At 66.4% G+C, this 20412-nt stretch carries 15 protein-coding genes; 10 read left to right on the plus strand and 5 right to left on the minus strand.

From position 1 onward, the window contains the following. Together B0I08_RS05220 and B0I08_RS05225 are read left to right on the plus strand one after the other, a co-directional pair. Positions 1 to 261: a F0F1 ATP synthase subunit epsilon gene (locus B0I08_RS05220; protein WP_106210523.1), complete on the plus strand. Its 261-nt coding sequence runs from the start codon at positions 1 to 3 to the stop codon at positions 259 to 261. A gap of 221 nt (positions 262 to 482) precedes the next feature. After that, the gene (locus B0I08_RS05225) at positions 483 to 1229 is read left to right on the plus strand and encodes a YaaA family protein (RefSeq protein WP_106210525.1); all 747 of its coding nucleotides are present in this window, start codon (positions 483 to 485) and stop codon (positions 1227 to 1229) included. On the opposite strand, the gene B0I08_RS05230 is transcribed toward B0I08_RS05225, so the two are convergent. From B0I08_RS05230 to B0I08_RS05250, 5 genes are all read right to left on the minus strand, one after another. After that, complete coding sequence (locus B0I08_RS05230) at positions 1219 to 1824, minus strand: DNA-3-methyladenine glycosylase I (RefSeq protein ID WP_245884572.1); 606 nt, start codon at positions 1822 to 1824, stop codon at positions 1219 to 1221. The genes B0I08_RS05225 and B0I08_RS05230 overlap by 11 nt on opposite strands. Then, positions 1821 to 2336, minus strand: coding sequence for a methylated-DNA--[protein]-cysteine S-methyltransferase (locus B0I08_RS05235; protein ID WP_106210529.1), 516 nt, complete (start codon positions 2334 to 2336; stop codon positions 1821 to 1823). Before B0I08_RS05235 ends, B0I08_RS05230 begins: the two co-directional genes overlap by 4 nt. A gap of 216 nt (positions 2337 to 2552) precedes the next feature. Then, entirely contained in the window at positions 2553 to 3110 is a 558-nt protein-coding gene (locus tag B0I08_RS05240) for a YceI family protein (protein ID WP_181243241.1), read from the minus strand. Between the two features lie 135 nt (positions 3111 to 3245). Beyond that, positions 3246 to 4655: an aspartate aminotransferase family protein gene (locus B0I08_RS05245; RefSeq protein ID WP_106210531.1), complete on the minus strand. Its 1410-nt coding sequence runs from the start codon at positions 4653 to 4655 to the stop codon at positions 3246 to 3248. Further along, entirely contained in the window at positions 4652 to 5134 is a 483-nt protein-coding gene (locus B0I08_RS05250) for an Lrp/AsnC family transcriptional regulator (RefSeq protein ID WP_106210533.1), read from the minus strand. The genes B0I08_RS05245 and B0I08_RS05250 overlap by 4 nt, the downstream gene beginning before the upstream one ends. A 126-nt stretch (positions 5135 to 5260) precedes the next feature. Between B0I08_RS05250 and B0I08_RS05255 the strand changes: the two genes are divergently transcribed. From B0I08_RS05255 to B0I08_RS05290, 8 genes are all read left to right on the plus strand, one after another. Further along, positions 5261 to 6697 carry a gamma-aminobutyraldehyde dehydrogenase gene (locus B0I08_RS05255; RefSeq protein ID WP_106210535.1) on the plus strand — a complete coding sequence of 479 codons (1437 nt, stop codon included), beginning with the start codon at positions 5261 to 5263 and terminating at the stop codon, positions 6695 to 6697. A 17-nt stretch (positions 6698 to 6714) separates the two neighbouring features. Then, positions 6715 to 7281: an FHA domain-containing protein gene (locus tag B0I08_RS17875; protein ID WP_219905614.1), complete on the plus strand. Its 567-nt coding sequence runs from the start codon at positions 6715 to 6717 to the stop codon at positions 7279 to 7281. Positions 7282 to 7314: 33 nt separating this feature from the next. Then, on the plus strand, positions 7315 to 8145 hold the full coding sequence (locus B0I08_RS05265) for a PP2C family protein-serine/threonine phosphatase (RefSeq protein WP_106210537.1): 831 nt from the start codon (positions 7315 to 7317) through the stop codon (positions 8143 to 8145). A gap of 93 nt (positions 8146 to 8238) precedes the next feature. Continuing rightward, entirely contained in the window at positions 8239 to 9651 is a 1413-nt protein-coding gene (locus B0I08_RS05270; protein ID WP_245884574.1) for a serine/threonine-protein kinase, read from the plus strand. A 9-nt stretch (positions 9652 to 9660) separates the two neighbouring features. Further along, positions 9661 to 15654 (plus strand): Ig-like domain-containing protein, encoded by a 5994-nt coding sequence (locus B0I08_RS05275; RefSeq protein WP_106210541.1) that lies wholly within the window; start codon positions 9661 to 9663, stop codon positions 15652 to 15654. After that, positions 15651 to 16622: an AAA family ATPase gene (locus tag B0I08_RS05280; protein WP_106210543.1), complete on the plus strand. Its 972-nt coding sequence runs from the start codon at positions 15651 to 15653 to the stop codon at positions 16620 to 16622. The genes B0I08_RS05275 and B0I08_RS05280 overlap by 4 nt, the downstream gene beginning before the upstream one ends. After that, a complete protein-coding gene (locus tag B0I08_RS05285; RefSeq protein ID WP_181243243.1) occupies positions 16619 to 17998 on the plus strand; it encodes a DUF58 domain-containing protein in 1380 nt (459 codons plus the stop codon). Before B0I08_RS05280 ends, B0I08_RS05285 begins: the two co-directional genes overlap by 4 nt. After that, positions 17995 to 20388 carry a transglutaminaseTgpA domain-containing protein gene (locus B0I08_RS05290; protein ID WP_245884578.1) on the plus strand — a complete coding sequence of 798 codons (2394 nt, stop codon included), beginning with the start codon at positions 17995 to 17997 and terminating at the stop codon, positions 20386 to 20388. The genes B0I08_RS05285 and B0I08_RS05290 overlap by 4 nt, the downstream gene beginning before the upstream one ends. Positions 20389 to 20412: the final 24 nt, after the last annotated feature.

Genomic DNA, 20412 nt, shown 5'->3' on the forward strand with positions numbered 1-20412 from the left:
ATGGCTGAGCTGCACGTCAGCATCGTTTCGGCAGACCGCGAGGTGTGGGCGGGAGCGGCCAAGCAGGTTGTCGCCCGTACCACCGAGGGCGAAATCGGAATCCTTGCCGGGCACGAGCCGATCCTGGCCATCCTGGCTCCGGGTGAAGTGCGCGTAAATGGCAACGACGGATCGGTCGTCCGGATCACGGCAGACGATGGCTTCCTGTCTGTCGAAAACAACCGCATCACCGTGGTGTCCCGCGTCGCGACGGTTGTCTAACCCACCGACTAGAGGCACCAGCTTTTAGCATTGTTCTATCGCTGGCCCGTTCCCCGGACCGAGTTTGTTCTCGGACCGTGCGGAGCGGGCCAGCATGGTTTCTGGAGACACGACGTGAACTGCCCCGACAGGTACGGGTACGACAGGTACGAGCCCGCCAGCGACGAGTCCGGTAGCTACCAATCCGTCAGCCACGAGTTGCGCGCGATGAGCGGGTTCAGGTGCTGATCCTTTTGCCGCCGTCGGAGACGAAGCGGGACGGCGGCGCCGAGGGATCCCGGCTCGACCTGCGGGAGCTGTCCTTCCCTGGGCTCGATGCGCCTCGACGCGCTGCTGTAGACGCCGTCATCACGATGGCCCAGGACCCGGTGCAGGCGGCCGCCCATCTCCGCATCGGCCCGAAGCTCGCCTTCGAGATCGAACGTAACCGTACCTTGGCGAACACGGCACTGCTGCCCGCGATGGACCGGTACACCGGTGTGCTGTATGACGGGCTGGATGCGCCGTCACTCGACGCATCCGCGCGGGCGTACCTGGCGAAGCATGTAGTCATCGCCTCCGCGCTGTTTGGGCTGGTCGGCGCGGGCGATCCGATTCCCGCGTACCGCCTGTCCCACAACTCGACGCTCGCAGCCGGTCCGCTCAAGACCCTGTGGCGGACGGCGGTGACGCGGGAGCTCGAGGCGCACCCCGGGCTGCTCCTCGATCTGCGCTCAGAATCCTATGCCGCCCTTGGACCGCTTCCTGCTGGGTCGACGTCGGCCTACCTGCGGGTTCTGTCGCGCGGAAAGGATGGCACCGTGCGGGCCCTCAATCACTTCAACAAAAAGGGCAAGGGCGAATTTGTCCGAGCCCTGGCTTTGTCGGCGCCGAACGTAGATACCGTCGACGATCTTCTCGACTGGGCCAGCTCTCACGGGCTCGAGCTGGCGCGTGGGGCAGTAGGCGAGATCAACCTCACGCTCTGACGGCGCGTGAGGCCGGTTGCGCGCGCCAGCAGCCGACGACGTGGTCATCGACCACTCCGGCGGATTGCATGAGCGCATACATCGTGGTGGGGCCGACGAAGCGGTACCCGAGGGCCCGGAGGGTCGTGCTGAGCGCCGTTGACTCCGCGGTTGTCGCGGGTATCTCCGCCGCGGTCTGCGGCCGCGGGCGCGGCAGCAGCGGGCGTGCGCCCCACACGATATCGTCGAGCGCCCCGGGGGCGTTCGCGATCAGGTCACGTGTTATTCGGGCGTTGGCGCGGGTCGCGAGGATCTTCGCGCGATTGCGAATGATGCCGGTATTGTTCATCAGCTCTTCGACTTCATCGTCGGTCAGTCGGGCGACCCGCTCGATGTCGAACCCGTGGAACGCCTCGCGGAAGGCGGGCCGCCGCTTGAGGATTGTGATCCAGGACAGGCCCGATTGGAAGCCCTCGAGGCTGATCTTCTCGAAAAGCGCGGCGTCACCGTGCAGCGGGAAGCCCCACTCTTCATCGTGATAGCGCTGGTACTCCGGGTCGCTCCCGGCCCAACCGCACCGGGGCAACCCGGTGCCGTCACCCGCCGCCACAGTCACGCGACGTGGCCGATTCCCTCGTGGTCGAGCAGCCACACCTTTGTCGGGATTCCGTTGCCCCCGCTGTAGCCCGTGATTCGGCCGTTGCTCGCGAGCACCCGGTGGCACGGCACGATAAGCGGAACCGGATTTGCCCCGACGGCGCCGCCCACGGCACGCCCGGCGGTGGGCCGGCCCGTGCGGAAGCCAAGCTCACCATAGGAGGTCACTTCACCCCAGGCGAGATCCGCCAGCGCCGCCCAGATTTGCTTCTGGAAGACGGTACCGCTCAGGGACACGGGCAGATCGAAACTGTGGCGGGTGCCAGCGAAGTATTCCTCAAGCTGGCTGCCCGCGGCATCCAACACCGCATTCGACGCCTCAGGAACCCCGTCGTGCGGCAATGTGCCCGCGCGCTCGATGGCGAGCGAAACGATATTCGTGCCGTCACTGCCGAGTTCGATGCGGCCGATGGGTGACTCAACACGTCGGATCCATGGGGCGGGAAGGACGGAGGTGGATCGAGTGATCATGTCTGAACTGTATCCGTCCTACCTGGCCAGCTCTGGCGTCTTTCGGACATGGGGATAGCCCATGCGTTTTGCCTCCGGTGGACGAGGGGCGGATGACGGGGGCCTGCGCCACTGCGGGTGCGTGCGCAGCTCCCCGGGCAAAACGAAGGCCAGCAGCGGTACCCACGGGAAACCCGCGGGGCCGCTGCTGGCCGGAGAAAAACAGATCTTGGCAGATTACGCCTGGAGAACGACCTGAACCTCAACGTCGATCGAAACATCGTTGCCGAGGGTGAATCCGCCAGCCTCGAGGGCGGCGTTCCAGTTGACCCCGAAGTCGAGGCGGTTGATCTTCGTCGACACCGAAGCGGCAGCCTTGGTCTGGCCGTAGCCGTCGACGACGATGCCACCGAACTCGCCCTTGAGGACGACGGGCTTGGTCACGCCACGAAGCGTGAGGTCACCCTCGATGACGAGGTCATCGCCGTCTGCGGAGATCTTTGTCGAGACGAAGTTCATGGTCGGGAACTCCTCGGCGAGGAAGAAGTCTCCGGTCTTGAGGTGGTTGTCGCGGTCCTTCTGGCCCGTGTTCACGGAGGCGATCTCGATGGACGCCTCGATCGTGCTCTGGGTCGGGTCTTCGGCCGTGACAACGGTCACATCGAAGGACTCGAACGATCCGCGAACCTTGCTGATGGCAAGGTGACGCACGGAGAAGCTGACGTCGGAGTGGGTGGGGTCGAGCTTCCAGGTTCCGGCGACGTAGGCAGGATGGGTATCAGTAATAGCGGTCATAAGACTATGCAAGCGCATCAAGCTGGAAGTTATTCCACATTTAGGTGACATGTCATAAAACTTCATCCACCGTTTACATCAGGACGTCCGTTTACATCGGGATGCCGGTTTACATCGGGATGCCGGGACGCCGCCTCACAGCTTGGTCCACGCCTCCGTCAGCACAGACCTCAGGATGGATTCAATTTCGTCGAACTCGGGAGGACCCACGGTCAGGGGAGGGGCGAGCTGGATGACGGGATCTCCACGGTCGTCGGCCCGACAGTACAGCCCGGCTTCGAAGAGCGCCTTCGAGAGGAAGCCGCGGAGGAGGCGTTCAGATTCTTCTTCGTTGAAGGTCTCGCGCGTGGCCTTGTCCTTGACCAGTTCGATTCCGAAGAAGTAGCCGTCGCCGCGCACGTCACCGACGATGGGCAGGTCGGTGAGTTTCTCGAGCGTGGAACGGAACAGCGGTGAGTTGGCGCGCACGTTCTCGTTGAGTTTCTCCTCCTCAAATATGTCGAGGTTGGCCAGGGCGACGGCGGACGACACCGGATGCCCGCCGAAGGTGTACCCGTGATAGAACGCCGTGTCGCCGTGCTTGAACGGTTCGTAGAGCTTTTCGCTGACGATGGTTGCGCCGATGGGGGAGTAGCCGCTCGTCATTCCCTTCGCGCAGGTGATCATGTCCGGCTCGAACCCGTAGGTTGTCGAGGCGAACATGTTGCCGATGCGTCCGAATCCGGTAATCACCTCGTCCGCCACGAGCAGCACGTCGTACTGGTCACAGATCTCCCGGACCCGCGCGAAGTAGCCGGGCGGTGGCGGAAAGCACCCGCCGCTGTTCTGCACGGGCTCGAGGAACACCGCCGCGACGGTGTCTGCGCCCTCGAACAGGATCATCTCTTCGATGCGGTTGGCAGACCACTGGCCGAAGGCAACGAGATCGTCCGCGGGCGCGCCGACGTCTGCGGCCCGGTAGAAGTTGGTGTTCGGTACCCGGAACCCTCCGGGTGTGACGGGCTCAAACATCGCCTTGATCGCCGGAATGCCGGTGATGGCCAGTGCACCCTGCGTGGTGCCGTGGTAGGCGACCGCGCGCGAAATGACCTTGTGCTTGCCCGGCTTTCCCTTGAGCTTCCAGTAGTACTTCGCGAGCTTGAACGCCGTCTCGACGGCTTCTCCGCCCCCGGTGGAGAAGAACACGCGGTTGAGGTCACCCGGCGCGTAGGACGCCAACCGGTCGGCCAGCTCGATCGCCGCCGGGTGCGCGTAGGACCAGAGCGGGAAGAACGCGAGTTCCTCAGCCTGCTTGGCCGCCGCCTCGGCGAGGCGCTTGCGACCGTGACCCGCGTTGACCACAAACAGTCCACTCAGGCCGTCGAAGTACTTCTTGCCGTGGGTGTCCCAGATGTGGTGGCCCTGTCCCTTGACGATGATCGGCACGCCGCCGCCCTCCTCCATCACCGACTGGCGGGTGAAGTGCATCCAGAGGTGGTCCTTGGCCTTCTGTTGCAGCGCAGCATCCGCCGCAGGGTACGGAGTCGCCTGGTCTGTGGTTGTCATCGTGTTCCCCAGTTGTAGAGCTGCTTGTGAAGTTTCAAGTAGACGAATGTCTCGGTCGACAGCACACCCGGAATCGCGCGAATCCGCTTGTTCAGCAACTCGATGAGGTCGTCGTCGTTCTCGCACACCACCTCGGCGAGGATGTCGAAGCTGCCCGCGGTGAGCACGACGTAGTCGACCGCGGCGAGGTCACCGAGCGCTTCGGCGACCGCCGTGGTGTCTCCCGTGACGCGCACGCCGATCATCGCCTGCCGGAAGAAGCCGAGTTGCATCGGGTCGGTGACAGCGACCACCTGCATCACCCCGGAATCGGTGAGCTTCTGCACCCGCTGGCGTACCGCCGCTTCGCTGAGACCGACCGCTTTTCCGATCTCGGCGTACGAGCGTCTTCCGTCGCTCTGCAACTGCTCGATGATCGCCTTCGACACGGCGTCGAGCGGATACGGCTTGGCAGCTGAAGTCCGGGTGGTTGTGGTCATGGCTCCGATTCTGTCAGTGTAAACGCCTCATACCAAGTGAATCCGAATCAAAAGCGCGGTTGTGGTGTCGAAATTCGTCGTCTTTATGCTGGTGTGTGTTCCGTTCGGATCGGTAGGGTTGGCGTCATGAGCGCTATCGAGATTCGAAACTTCATCAATGGTGAGTACGTCGACGCCCATGCGGAGTCGAGTTTTGACGTGATCGATCCGTCCACCGAGCAGGTGTACGCCAGTTCGCCCGTGTCATCCGGTCAGGACGTCGACGCGGCCTTCTCCGCCGCCGCCGCGGCATTCGAGGAATGGGGCGAGACCACCCCCGCCGAACGGCAACTGGCTTTGTTCCGGATCGCGGATGTCATGGAGCAGCGGGCAGAGGACTTTGCGGATCTCGAGTCGAAAGACACCGGCAAGCCGAGGTCTTCTCTCGTCGAGGACGAAATCCTGGTGTCCGTCGACCAGCTTCGATTCTTCGCCGGCGCCGCGCGCAACCTGGAGGGAAAAGCCGCCGGGGAATACATGAAAGATCACACGTCGTTCATCCGTCGCGAGCCCATCGGGGTCATCGGCCAGGTGACGCCGTGGAACTACCCGCTCAACATGGCCGTGTGGAAGGTTGCGCCCGCGATCGCCGCGGGAAACACGACGGTGCTGAAGCCGAGCGACACCACGCCATCCTCGAGCCTGCTGTTCGCCGAGATTGCGTCAGAGTTTCTGCCCGCAGGCGTGTTCAACGTGATTACCGGTGACAGAACCACTGGCGCCGCGATGATCGAGCATCCGACTCCACAGATGGTGTCGATCACCGGTTCGGTGCGCGCGGGCATGGAGGTTGCCAGGGCAGCCGCGAATGACCTCAAGCGCGTGCACCTCGAACTCGGCGGCAAGGCGCCGGTGATCGTGTTCGACGACGCCGACATCGAGCTCGCTGTGGCCGGTATTGCCAGTGCGGGTTACTTCAACGCGGGCCAGGACTGCACGGCAGCTACCCGGGTTCTCGTGCAGTCCGGAATCCACGATGACTTCGTCGCGGCCCTCGTCGCGTATGCGCGGGAGAATTCGCGGGCCGGGTCACCGGAAGACCCTGCCGCGTTCTTCGGCCCCGTCAACAACGCGAACCAGCTCGAGCGGGTGTCCGCCGTGGTCCAGGCGTTGCCGAGCCACGCCCACGTGGAGCTGGGCGGGCGGCGCCAGGGCGAGGTGGGGTACTTCTATGAAGCGACGGTCGTCAGCGGGCTGAGGCAGACGGATGATGCGATCCAGAACGAGATCTTTGGTCCGGTCATCACGGTCCAGTCATTCACCGATGAAAAGCAGGCGCTCGCGTGGGCCAACGGTGTGCAGTACGGGCTTGCCTCCAGCGTCTGGACGAGCGACCACGGCCGGGCGATGCGGTGCGCGAAACACCTCGACTTCGGATGTGTGTGGATCAACACCCACATCCCGCTGGTTGCCGAGATGCCGCACGGTGGGTTCAAGCATTCCGGTTACGGCAAAGACCTTTCGGGCTACGGCTTCGACGATTACACACGGATTAAGCATGTGATGAGCTTTATCGGCCAGTAGCGCAGCAGAATGGGATCGTGCACCACGACACCAGCGACGACACGATCATCACGGGCGGGAGCCCTGGCCTGCCCGGTGGCGTCGTGCACGAGCCAGACCTCGACGACACGATTATTGTCGGGCTGCCGCTCGCAAGTTCTGCACCCGAGTCGGCGCTGCGTGGCCCCGAGAGTGCAGAGGGCCGCCAACACGGGCCCCCCGGCATCCCCACGCCCCCCACAGCAACACCCGGGCCCGCCCTGCACTACCGTCTGCGCATAAACGGAACCATCGTCTCGCTCGACAAGGTTGCCTACATCGGCAGAAAGCCAAGCGCCCCGCGTGTCATGCAGGGAGGCGTTCCCCGGCTGATCCAGGTGCAGTCGGCGCTCCGCGAAGTGTCCGGAACCCACATCGAAATTCGCCAACGCGGCGCGAGCGTGGTGATCACCGACTTGCGTTCCACCAACGGTTCTGTGATAAATATTCCGGGCCGCGCACCGCGCAAACTCTGCCGCGGAGAGTCCGTTGTGGTCATGGCTGGCACCCTCGTCGATATCGGGGACGGTAACCTCGTCGAGATCCTTCCGATGCAACGCGCGTGATGTGAGCAGTGGAAGACGTGCAGGAAGGCACCCGTGACCGAAATCGGTAGCAACACCACAGAGTTCGTCGTCGACCTGCCCGGGCACCCGGACTCCAGCCTCCGCCTTGCCTGGGCCGGGGTCACCGACGTCGGGCGCAAGCGCCTCGCCAACGAAGACAGCTACGTCGTGTCATCCCCGATTTTCGCCGTCGCCGACGGGATGGGCGGCCACGCAGCAGGCGACCTGGCCTCCGCAGCCGTGGTCACCCGCCTCGCCGAGGCCAGCATCTCCCCGTTCGTCGCCACCGAGGTGGTCGACCAGGCGCTCGAGCAGGCCAGCGCCGACATCGACGTGGTCAGCGTCGGCAGCGACCTGGGCGTGGGCACCACCGCGACGGGCGCCGTCCTCACCCTCTACCAGGACAACCCCTACTTCGCCGTCTTCAACGTGGGTGACAGCCGCGTGTACGCCTTCGAGGGCAACCGGCTGCACCAGATCACCGTCGATCACTCCGTCGTTCAGGAGATGGTGGATGCCGGCATGCTGACGCGCGAGCAGGCAGAGCACCACCCCAACAGCAACATCATCACGAAGGCGGTCGGGTTCGGCGCCGCTCCCGCGGCAGACCTGTGGATGCTGCCCCTGGCGGCGGGCTTTCGGCTGCTGATCTGCTCAGACGGCCTGAACAAGGAACTCAGCGACAGCGAGATCCGCGAGCACATGGCGGCGGGTGAACCGGCGAGCGAAACCGCGCACGCCCTGGTCGACCACGCTCTCGCCGCCGGTGGCCGAGACAACGTCACCTGTGTCGTGGTGGACGTGCTCGCGGCGCCGCACAACCCGCAGCACGATATCGGTGACACCCCTCTCGCGAGCGCCTGAACGAAGATGAGTCCACCTCTGCCTAGAATGAGGGGACTGTCGACCGCATGATTGCGGTGTCGACCGCGTAGAGGGGGATCGTTGGCTCGTCGTTTGCCGTCAGCGCCCCCGACGCTGTCCGGCTTCTCCTACCTCCACGTTCTCGGGTCCGGCGGGTTTGCGGACGTCTTTCTCTACGAACAGAACATGCCTCGACGTCAGGTCGCGGTGAAGGTGCTGTTGTCGGAGTTCGTCAACGACCAGGCCAGGCGGATGTTTCAGTCCGAAGCCAACCTGATGGCGCAGCTCAGCGCGCACCCGTCTATCCTCACGGTGTTCCAGGCAAGCGTCGCCGCCGACGGGCGCCCCTACCTGGTGATGGAACTCTGCTCCTCGGCATTGGGCGCGCGCTACCGTTCTGAACCGCTCGCGGTCACCGAGGCGCTGCGCATCGCCGTGCGAATCGGCAGTGCGGTCGAAACCGCACACCGCGCCGGGGTGCTGCACCGCGACCTGAAGCCCAGCAACATCCTCATGACCGCCTACGGCCATCCCGTCCTGTCGGACTTCGGGATCGCCTCGACCCTCGGAGAGCTCGACCGCCAGTCCGGTGTGGGCATGTCCATTCCGTGGTCAGCGCCCGAGGTGCTCGCCGACGAGACAGCCGGAACCGTGCGCAGCGAAGTGTGGTCGTTCGCCGCGACCGTCTACTCCCTGCTGGCGGGTCGGTCACCGTTCGAGATCCCGGGAGGGGCGAACACCTCCACCGATCTCATCGCGCGGATCTCCCGCGCCAAAGTTCAGCCGATCGGCCGAGACGATGTGCCCGCAACGCTCGAACGGCTCCTTGCTGAGGCGATGACACGCAAACCGGAGAACCGTCCAGCTTCCGTCCTCGACCTGGTGCACGGATTCCAGACCATCGAGACCGAGCTGGGCGTCGCGCAGACCCCGGCAGAACTGGTGATGGACGACTGGGCTCTCGGCCGGGTCTCCGACGAGACCGACCGCACCCAGGTGCGGCCGGCGACCGGAGTGTCTGACGCCGCGCGCACGGGACGCCGCAGGCGCCACGCGCAGAAATCGGGAGCGACGGTGGTGCCCGCCGGGTGGCAGGGAAGCGAAGCGGCCGCTGTGCGAACCGCGAGTTCTCTCGCCACCCCCACGCGCCGTCTGCACGCCCTCGGCTGGGCCCTGATCGCCTCGACCGCGGTGGTGCTTGCGCTCGGGATCACCGCGTCGGTGGTACTCGTGCGGGCGGCAACCGCGGGCTCCATTCCCACCGTTTCGGACATCGCCGCCACGGTGACGGCGGGCACGGTGGAATTTTCGTGGGCCGACCCCGGGGTGAAGAGTGATGATGCCTACTCCCTGGCCACCCGCGAAGGCGATTCGAGCGTCCAGAAATCGACTACCTTCGTTCTCGAGGCCAGCCCGGGTTCGCGGGTCTGCCTGACGGTGACGGTGAACCGTGCGGGCAAGCAGGGTGAGCCGAGCGGCGAAAAGTGTGTTGATGTCCCACGGTGACCCGGCGCAATGATCAGGCACTGGTTTGCGGCCCGTCGATCCCTCATTCTCACGGTAACCAGCGGGTCTGTTATCGCCGCCCTGATCGCTGTCATCGCCGTCGTGTCCGGCGGATACTCCGCGCGAAAGGTGGACCTGCAGGATGCCGCGGTCTGGGTGTCCAACGCGGCGGAGGGCGCCATCGGCCGTGCCAATACCGAGGTGCTCGAACTGAACTCGGTGATGTCCGACCTGGGCGGCACTGTGAGCATCCTGCAAAGTGGTACCACCGTGCTCGTCGTCGACCGCACGAGTAGCACGCTCGAGGTCGTGGACTCCGCGACATCCACCGTCATCGACGATGTTCCGCTGCCGCCTGACGCACCCGAGGTATTCCTCACCGGGGAGACGGTGGTGATCCTCTCCGGCGGCACCGGCGAAGTCTGGTTTGTGCCGCTTGCGAGCCTCAGCGATTTTGACGCGGAGGCCCAGCCGACCCTGAGCCTCGGCGCCGGGCTGGTCTCGAGCATCGACGACGCGGGCAGCCTGTTCTCCTACTCGCCGAGCACGCAGCAGGTGTACCGCATGACGCCCGCGGCATCCGACGAGGTGCAATCGACCGATGACCTGGTGTTGCCCGCGGACGCAATCCCGACCATCACCTCCGTAGACGACCGCTGGGCGGTGCTCGACTCCTCGACCGGGCAGCTCTACCTGTCCGACCGGGAGGTGACGTTGGCTATGCCCGGTAACGCGGCGGCGTCGGTCGAGCTCCAGGTCGCCAGCGCTGACGGAACCCGCGTGATCCTTGCGGACTCAGGCGGAGCTGTCGCGGTTGAGCTCGACTCGGGCGACCAGAGCGTTCTCGTGGACGGACAGGCCGGCACCCCCGCGCCGCCGGTGGTTGTTGCCGGATGCATTCTGGCCGGCTGGAGCGCGGGCACCGCCTGGCGCGAGTGTTCGGGCGACGACGCGACGGATGCCTCGGCCGAGGCCCCGGATGCTGACGGCGTCGACAGCGCTGGCTTAATGACGTTGCAGTCGATGCCGGCCTCGGCCACTCCGGTGTTCCAGGTCAACGGCACCCGGGCGTTGCTCAACGACACGCGCGATGGGGGAGCGTGGCTGGTGCAGGGTGCCGGCGAGCTCATCAACAACTGGGCGGACCTGATCCCGCCGGACGACTCGGCAGAGCCGGAGGTGGTGGACGACGACAGCCTCACCCAGGTGGACGAGCAGCAGCAACCGCCGGTCGCGACGGACGACGAGTTCGGGGTGCGTCCGGGTCGCACCAGCACGCTTCCGGTACTGCTCAATGATTACGACGCCAACGGCGACGTTGTGGTGGTCAGCGAGTTCGAGGCGTTGGACGAGTCGGTGGGCTTCGTCGATGCCATCAATAACAACCAGCTGCTGCAGGTGACCATGGCGGATACCAGCCGGGGCACCGCATCGTTCCAGTACACGATCACCGATGGACGCGGCGGGTCGGCAACCGCCACGGTGACACTCACCGTGCGCGCCGCGTCGGAGAACTCCCCGCCTGAGCAGGTGCGCTCGACCTCGCTCGTCGCCCCGGCCGGCGGGCGCGCAACCACCGAGGTCCTCGGCGACTGGGTGGACCCGGACGGTGACGCGTTCTACCTCGCGTCCGCGACGACGGCGGCACCCGACAGCGTCACGTTCAAACCGTCTGGCACGCTGATCTTCTCAGATGAGGCGCCCAGTTCCGGCGCCGCGTCGGTGCTGCTGGCGGTGTCGGACGGCACCGCGGTGGGCAACGGAAGCGTCGACGTGCGTATCGAGCAACCCGGCGCCGTGCCGTTGGTTGCCGAGGCGTTCATCGTGCGCGCGACCGCGGGAACCGCGGTGACGGTCACCCCACTCGCCCACGTGCACGGCGGCAGCGCCGAGGCACGGCTGGTCAGCGTGCCCGCAAAACCCGATGTCACGATCCTGCCCGCGTATGAGGCGGGAACGTTCCAGTTCTCGAGCACCTCGGTGGGCACCCACTACCTGGAGTACGTCGTCACCGACGGCGATCTCTCCGCCACCGGAGTCGTGCGGGTGGATGTCTCGGCTCCGGTCGTGAGCTCGCGCCCGGTCACCGTCCCCAAAACGGTGTTCGTGCAGAGCCTCCAATCCGAACAGGTGGATGTGGCGGGCACCGACATCGACCCCGGCGGCGCCGTGCTCGTTGTCACCGGGCTCAGCAATCTCCCGCCCGCGTCTGGCGTGTCGGCCGAAATCATCGAACAGCGCTACGTGCGGGTGCGGCTCGACACCCCGTTGGCGGGCGCGGTCACCTTCAACTACAGCATCAGCAACGGCCTCGCCTCCGCCGAGGGCACAATTACTGTCATCGAGATCGCCGCTCCGCCGTCGCTGCAACCTCCGATCGCTCGAGACGACAGCATCACGGTCCGTGCGGGTGCGACCACCGACATTGCCGTTCTGGACAATGACGAGCACCCGGACGGTGCCGCGCTGACCCTGCTCCCCGCCCTGGCGGAAGGGTTGCCCGAGGACTCCGGTCTGCTTTTTGCCTCCGGAACAGTGCTGCGCTACCTGGCTCCCGCCACGCCGGGAAACTTCGTGGCGGTTTACGAGATTGCCGGACCAGACGGTCAGCGCGCTCGAGCACAGGTGGACATTTCCGTGCGAGAGGCCGACACAAACACGAATGCCGCGCCGGTTCCGGCTCCGCTGACCGCCCGGGTATTGGCGGGAGGAACGGTGACGATCCCGGTGCCGCTGACGGGAATCGACCCCGACGGCGACACCGTGCAGCTGCTCGGCCAGGAAACCAGCCCGGAGCGCGGCTCGGTCATCGCCGTCGGTGCGGACTCGATCACGTACCGCGCCGGCGACTATTCGACCGGAACGGACTCGTTTGACTACGCGGTTGTCGATGCCCTCGGCGCCCGGGCGACCGGCACCGTGCGGGTCGGCATCAGCGCCAGACTCGACGGCGCCAGAAACCCGGTGGCGACGCTCGACGAGGTGGCCACCCGGCCGGGGACTACCGTCTCGGTTCGGGTGCTGGCGAACGACTCCGACCCAGACGGAACCACTTTGAGCGTGGCATCCGCCGTTCCCAACGATTCGGCCACCACGGCGAGGGTCGACGGGGACATCGTGGTGATCACCCCCGGCGAGACCGCGGGGGTCTACGGCGTGGTGTACACGATCGAGAATGAGCTCGGGGGAACGAGCTCCAACTTCATCCGGGTGACCGTGTCGCCCGACGCGCCGCTGAGCTATCCCATCGTGACGGACGCGGTGCTCACCCTCAGCGACATCGTCGACCGCGACGAGGTGACCGTCGACGTTCTCGCTGGCGTCTTTTTCGCCGACGGCGACCCGAGCTCGTTGACGCTGTCGGTCTACCCCGGATACGACGGTTCGGCGCGCGTCACCACGGCCAGGACGATCCGCGTGAGCGTGACGCGGAGCAGCCAGATCATCCCGTTCGCGGTGACCCACCCGGAGGACGCCAGCATCGTCAGTTTCGGGTTCATCCGGGTTCCCGGGCTCGACGACGCCCTCCCGCAGCTGAACGCGAACGCGCCCCGCCTGACCGTGGTCAGTGAGCAGGCGCTGACGATCCAATTGGACGACTACGTTCTCGCCGCGGAAGGCCGGTCGGTGCAACTCACCGACACCAGCTCGGTGCGGGCGACCCACAACAACGGTGCGAGCCTCGTTGTTGATCGCGACACGCTCGTGTTCACCTCCGCCGACCAGTTCTTCGGTGAGGCGTCGATCTCGTTCGAAGTCACCGACGGGGAGAGCGCGACCGACCCGGCGGGCAGGACCGCGACGTTGGTTCTCGCCATCACCGTCCTGCCGCGCGAGAACCAACCGGCGGTGTTCGCGGGCGCCGTACTCCAGCTCGAACCCGCCGAGTCAAAGAAAATCGACCTGACCCGGCTCACTACCTACCCCTACCCCAACGACATCGGCGAACTGCAGTACACGCTGCTCAGCGTTCCCGAGAACATGCGGGCCACCCTCACCGGGCAGAGTCTGACGATTGCTCCGGGCGTCGCCGCGGGCACGGGAAGCATGGGCACGCTGCTCGTGGGAGTGCGCGACGCGCTGACCGAGGGTAAGGCAGGCAGGATCGAGGTGGAGATCGTGCCTTCCACCCGGCCCCTGGCACGCCCGGCGACCGACATTGCGCCCGTACGGCGCGGGCAGAACACGGTGGTGGACGTGCTCGGCAACGACAACGCGACTAATCCGTTTCCCGGCACCCCGCTGCGCGTGATCGCGATCCGCGGTGCGGACAACGCGACACTGCCCGCGGGAGTGCGCGTCACGCCGAGCGTAGACAACGCGACCCTGACGGTGTCGGTGGCAGCGACCGCGGCGCCGACCGATACCACGCTCCAGTACCAGGTGATGGATGCGACCGGAGACCCAACCCGTGCCGTGTGGGGCACGGTCCGGATCTCCGTGCAGGACCGCCCCGACGCCGTCAGCGATGTCAGCGTCACCGCGTTCGCCGACCGGAGGCTTACGGTCACCTGGACGGGCGGGCAATTCAACAACTCGCCCATCACCGGGTACCGCGTCGCTCTGCAGGACGCCGTCTCAGGGGCAACCGTGGGCGGAGCGGACTGCACGGGCTCCCGCTGCACTGTCACCACACCGGGAAACGGACCGGACAGCTCGGTCATCATCTCGGTTGTCGCGAGAAACGCGATCGGGGCCTCGGACCCCGCGGTGACCTCGGCGGCAACCTGGTCGGACGTTGTGCCGGGTGCACCGACGGGCGTGAGAGCGACGCCGCTTGACCACGGACTGCGAATCAGCTGGGCCAAACCCGAAAGTTCGGGCGGATCCGCCATCACGAGTTACGTCCTGACCGTCGCGGGCGCCGGAACCCAGGAGTACTCGGTGCCAGAACGGGATGCGGTGGGCACGGTCTACACCCGCGACATCACCAACGCGGGGCTGGGCAACGGCACCCCGGTCGCGTTCTCGGTGAGCGCCCGCAACAGCGCATCGACGACCCTCGCCACGTGGAACAGCGCAGCGGGCTCGGGCATCCCCGCCGGGGCACCCGTGTTTACGGCGCCTCCCGTCGCCTCCGCAGAAATCGACGACCCCGATACCATCGTGCTGAACTGGGGCAGTCTCGTCACCGCAAATGGTCGACCGGTGAGCGACTACTACGCCGCGGTGTTCACCGGAGAAGCGCCGCAGTGCTCGGTACGCGGAGATCTGCCCGGCTCCGTCTCGGTGCCACAGCTCAGCGACACCTTCCGCTCCCTGGGCACCGGCACGTCGACCTCGTTCGGTGACCTTTCCGCGAACACGACGTACAAATTTGCCGTCTACGCGTTCAACGGCATGGGATGCACGACCAGCCCGGTGGTCGAGCTGACCCCGCGGCAGCGGCCGGGATCGGTGGAGTCGATCTCCGTGTCTGAGCCCCTGAGCAGCGGCTCGAGCACCTGGGACATCCGCCTCGACGATTTCGTCATCACCCGGGGCTCGACCGATGCCAGTTCGTTGATCTACCGGCTCGGCGGAGGCACCGTCGAGGGGGGCGAGAGCGGCCCGATCACCCCGGGTGGCTTCTTCGTCTCCAGCAACGGCAGCCACTACGGTCAGGATCTGACCGTGCAGGTGAAGGCCTGCGCAAACTATCCGGAATACTCAGTACCGGTCTGCAGCGCCGACTGGTCTGCCCCGCTGCCGCTCGGCGTGCCGGTGAACAACACAACGCTCGGTTCGCTCTCCGCGACCGTAAACGAACCCGAGATCGATCCCGGACTGCCCGCGACCGGCAGCTACAGCTGGGCGTCGTCACCCCGCGGACGGTACGACTCCGTCAGCTACTCGTGTGGGGGAGCGCCGGTTCCGATCGTTGACGGGGCGGGTGGCCAGTGCACGGTCGTCGCCGACAACAATGGCACCTTCCCCGGTCTCACCATCACGATCACCGTCGGCGGCGCCGAATACACGCGCGCCTACGGCTGGAATGATTACACAACAAGGAGAACACCATGACGATGACCCCGGAGCAGGCCAGCTGGTTCTCTGAAACCTTTGGGCGTCTTGTCGCCAACGTGGAACAGGTACTGCTCGGCAAGACGTTTGTGATCCGCCTCGGCTTCACCTCGCTGCTCACCGGCGGCCACCTGCTTCTGGAGGACTTTCCCGGCACCGGAAAGACGTCGCTCGCCCGTGCCATCGCGCAAACCGTGAAGGGCACCACCAGCAGGCTGCAATTCACCCCCGACCTGCTGCCCGGCGACATTACCGGTGTCAGCATTTACGACCAGCGCTCGGGTTCGTTCGAGTTCCATCGGGGGCCGGTCTTTGCGACCATCGTTCTTGCGGACGAGATCAACCGCGCGAGCCCGAAGACGCAGTCCGCGCTGCTGGAAGTGATGGAAGAGGGCAGGGTCAGCGTCGACGGGGTGTCGCACAGCGTGGGGTCGCCGTTTATGGTCATCGCGACGCAGAACCCCATCGAACAGGCGGGCACCTATCGCCTCCCCGAGGCGCAGCTCGACCGCTTTCTCATCAAGACGTCGATCGGCTACCCCGACCATGCGGCGACGCTGCGCATCCTGGAGAACTCGGATGTCAGCGCGCACCAGCGCGCAGTGCCGTCCATTGTGCCGACCGAGGTGCTTCTCACGATGATGCAGCTGGCGCGGTCGGTGCACGTCGATCCGTCCGTGAACGACTACGTGTCGCGCCTGGTCGATGCCACCCGATCAGCGGTCGAGGTGCGTCTCGGGGTCAGCGTGCGGGGGGCGCTGGCGCTGATCCGCACGGCCAAGACCCTCGCCGCCGCCAACGGACGCCACTACGTCACGCCGGACGACATCAAGGTGTTGGCAGAACCGGTGCTGGCGCACCGCCTGCTTCTCGACGCCGAGGCCGAGTTCGACGGCGTCACGGCCGCGAGTGTTATCGCCCAGATCCTGTTGGAGACCCCGCCGCCGAGCGACCGGCAACCCGGGTGAACACCCGTACGCGCACCCGCGCCCTGACCCGGTCGCTCGGAGACTCGGCGTTCGCGACCGAGGGGCTGACCAACGCGCGAACCCGCATCGTGGGCGCGCGCACCGGTCTGCTCGCGGACGCGATCGTGGGGTCGGTGCGCATCTTCCGGATCGCCCGGGCCGCGATGGGGACCGCGGGCCAGCACCTCGCGGCGGTCGTCACCCCCGTCGGGTGGGCCCTGCTCCTGCTGGTTCCGGTCGGCTTCCTCACGGGGTACGGATTCGGCTGGATCGAGCTGGTCGTCGCCGCCTGGGCTGGGCTGGTACTGCTGTGCCTCGCCGCCCTGTACCTGATCAGCAGCGCACCGCTCGACGTGGACCTTTCGCTGGTTTCGGTTCGGGTAGCCGTCGGCGACGATGCCAGCGGCCACGTTGTCGTGCGTAACCCGCGCAGGGTTCAGCTGCGCGGAGCCAACCTCGAGGTGCCGATGGGGCACGGTCTCATCGAGATTGCCCTGCCGCCGCTTGCTCACAACGGGCAGTACCGGCGCGAGTTCGCCGTGCCGACCGTTCGCCGTGGCGTGGTTCCCATCGGTCCCGCGAGGTCGATCCGCGCCGACCCGGTGGGCCTCGTGCGGCGGGAGCAATCCTGGACGCAGACGGCATCGCTCTTTGTGCACCCCCGCACGGTCGCGATTCCGAGCATGAGCTCGGGCCTGGTGCGCGACCTCGAGGGCAATCCGACGCGGGATCTCTCCACCAGCGACATGTCGTTCCACGCGCTTCGCGAGTACCAGCCCGGCGACGAGCGGCGCTCCATCCACTGGAAGTCGACGGCGAAGACCGGTGTGCACATGGTGCGCCAGTTCGAAGAGACGCGGCGCAGCCACCTGCTCGTCGCGCTCAGCCTCGCCAATGGGGACTACGCCACCGACGACGAATTCGAGATGGCGGTGAGCGTCGCCGCCTCACTTGGCGCGCGCGCCATCAGGGACACCCGCGACGTGACGGTCGCCGTCAGCGCGGCGACGCCGGAGTTCGCCACCCGCAAGGTCTTCGCGGTCACGCCGTTGCCGACCCTGTCGCGCGCCCGGCTGCTTGACGCGCTCGCCGCGGTGGATCGCGCCGCGGCCGCTCTCGCGATCGTCGACGTCGCCCGGGTGGCCTCCGACCAGGTCGTCGGCGTCTCCGTGGCGTTCCTGGTCTGTGGATCCCCGGTCAACTCGAGCCAGCTGCGAGCCGCCTCGGCGAAATTTCCGCCCGGGGTGGAGACCGTCGCCATCGTCTGCGACCCCGAGAGCGTTCCCGGGGTGCGCGCGTTGGCCGGTCTCACCGTGTTCACGATTGGTTACCTCGAAGACCTGAAGGCTTTCCTTGCGCGATCGGCGGCGGCGTGACATCCGATCGTCCCTCCCTGGCCTTTATCGTTCTCAACACCGGGATGCTGTGGCTCGCCACCGCCCTCGCTGCCGTTGCCCTGTGGCCGATTTATCACACCCCCTGGCTTGTTGTCGTGGTGGCCGGCGCCCTGCTGGTCGGCTCCGCGATCGCGCTCTGTGGTGCGGCCTTGCGCTGGAAGGCACCGGTCGTGGGTCTCGTTACCTTGGCCGCTTTTCTCGCGGTGGGGGTGCCCCTTGCCGTGCCGTCGCAGGCGCAGTCCGGCGTACTGCCCACCGTGCAGGGGCTTGGCGATCTGGTGATGGGCGTGGCGCTTGGTTGGAAACAACTGCTCACGATTTCGCTTCCGGTGGGCACGTTCGAGGCGCTGCTTGTGCCCTTTTTCACGCTCATCCTTCTGCTCACGGTCGTGTCGCTCAGTATCGCGCTGCGCACCCGCAGGTTCGCGGTGGCGGTCTTCGCGCCGGCGGTGCTGTACATCGCGGCGCTGATGTTCGGGCCGCTGAGCCCGCGGTATCCGGTGCTCGTCACGCTTCTACTCGCGGCCGCTCTCGTCGTGTGGGCCGCACTGCAGCGGTCGTTCGTGCGGCGCGCGCTGGTGCGCAGGTCGCTTGCGCTCGCCACGACCGGGGACGACGAGCAAGCTAGTGTGCACCATTCCCTCTCGGACGATACGCGTTCCCCGCGCGGACGTACCTCGGCGGGCGGTGTGGTGGCGGGCGGTGCCGTGGCCGCGGTGCGGACGGCGCTCAGCGCGGTCGTGATCCTCGCCCTCGCGGGAGGAGCGGCGACGGCGGCAGCGTTCGTTCTCGCCCCCACCGGCGACCGCGAGGTGCTGCGAAACGCCGTGGTTCAGCCCTTCCGCCCGGCGGACTATGTCAGCCCCCTGTCGGTCTTCCGCAGGTATTGGACGGAGCCGACCAATACGGCCGTGCTCTTCACGGTCACCGGGCTTCCCGACGGCGCCCGCATCAGGATCGCCGCGCTCGACACCTACAACGGTGTCATCTACTCGGTCGGTGATGAACAGACCGGCAGTGCGTCGGGCACGTTCACCCGGGTGCCATACGAGTTCGACCAGAGCAGCGTGTCGGGGGACAGCGTGACCCTCGGTGTCGAGGTCGGGGAGCTGTCTGGCCCCTGGGTGCCCACGGTCGGCAGCCTGCAGTCAGTTCAATTTGAGGGGGCGGATGTCGCTGAACTCCAGTCCTCGTTCTTCTACAACAACACCTCAGGAACCGCTGCGGTGGTGGGTGGGTTGTCCGCAGGCGACAGCTACACGCTCACCGCGGTCGACCCGGACCAGCCCGCCGCGGATGCCGTGGCCGAGCTCACACCCGGTGGTGCGGCGGTGCCTCCGGTGTCGGTGATACCGGAGGAAGTCACGGTCGCCGTGCAAAGGTACACAGCAGATGCAGAAACGTCCGGCGAAAAGCTGGCTGCGATGCTCGATGGTCTGCGCTCTGACGGGTATGTCAGCCACGGCGTGGGGGATGAACCGGCGAGCCGGTCTGGCCACGCGGCCGACCGCATCTCGGAGCTGCTCACCGAGCAGCGCATGATCGGCGATGCGGAACAGTACGCGGTGACGGCGGCGCTGATGGCACGGGAGCTCGGGTTCCCCGCACGCGTCGTGTTCGGATTCGCACCAACCGGTCAGACCGCCCCGGGGCAGGTGACCGCGGTGACTGGTGCAGACGTTTCCGCGTGGATCGAGGTCAACAGTGCGGAGTTCGGCTGGGTGGCCATCGACCCGAATCCTGAGGCTCGAGACATCCCACCCGAGGTGCCCCAGGATGCGACGACGATTGCGCGTCCCGAGACCGTGATTGATCCCCCGGCCGCAGAGCCCGCTCCGTCTGAGGTGCAGGACGCTCCGCGCGTGCAGGAGGACGAGGCGGACGAGCCTGAGCCGTCCACAAACGTGCTGTTCGCTGTGCTGCAGTGGGTCGGATCGATTGCGGCCGCGATCGTCGTGGTCCTCGCGCCGTTCCTGGCGATCGTTCTGGCCAAGGTGCGCCGCCGCCGGCTTCGTCGGCGTGCTCCAAAGAACCTTGATCGGATCACGGGGGCGTGGCGCGAGTTTGAGGACGCGGCGCTCGATCATGGCTACCGGCCGCCGTCCTCGGCGACCCGCAGCGAAGTCGCCGGTGTCGTCGGCGGAGCCAGCGCCGCCGTGCTCGCCGCCGTCACGGACCGGGCGGTGTTTGCCCCGAGTGAACCCGACCGCGTCGAGGCAGACCGGGTCTGGCGCGCGGTCAATGACCTGAACGCGAGCCTCGACTCCGAGGTGTCGCGCTGGGAGCGGATCAAGGCCAGTGTCTCGCTGGCCTCGCTCGGAGGTTATAGTGGCAGAAATCGGACAAAGCGCGGAGGGGAGCGATTGTGAGCTGCCTGGGTTGTAAAGCGGAGT

It is taken from the genome of Glaciihabitans tibetensis (assembly GCF_003003265.1).
Taxonomy (GTDB): domain Bacteria; phylum Actinomycetota; class Actinomycetes; order Actinomycetales; family Microbacteriaceae; genus Glaciihabitans; species Glaciihabitans tibetensis.

Coding starts and splice junctions, on each gene's coding strand:
- B0I08_RS05220 (WP_106210523.1), top strand. CDS start 1: ATGGCTGAGCTGCACGTCAGCATCGTTTCGGCAGACCGCGAGGTGTGG.
- B0I08_RS05235 (WP_106210529.1), bottom strand. CDS start 2,336: ATGATCACTCGATCCACCTCCGTCCTTCCCGCCCCATGGATCCGACGT.
- B0I08_RS05240 (WP_181243241.1), bottom strand. CDS start 3,110: ATGACCGCTATTACTGATACCCATCCTGCCTACGTCGCCGGAACCTGG.
- B0I08_RS05245 (WP_106210531.1), bottom strand. CDS start 4,655: ATGACAACCACAGACCAGGCGACTCCGTACCCTGCGGCGGATGCTGCG.
- B0I08_RS05250 (WP_106210533.1), bottom strand. CDS start 5,134: ATGACCACAACCACCCGGACTTCAGCTGCCAAGCCGTATCCGCTCGAC.
- B0I08_RS05255 (WP_106210535.1), top strand. CDS start 5,261: ATGAGCGCTATCGAGATTCGAAACTTCATCAATGGTGAGTACGTCGAC.
- B0I08_RS05275 (WP_106210541.1), top strand. CDS start 9,661: ATGATCAGGCACTGGTTTGCGGCCCGTCGATCCCTCATTCTCACGGTA.
- B0I08_RS05280 (WP_106210543.1), top strand. CDS start 15,651: ATGACGATGACCCCGGAGCAGGCCAGCTGGTTCTCTGAAACCTTTGGG.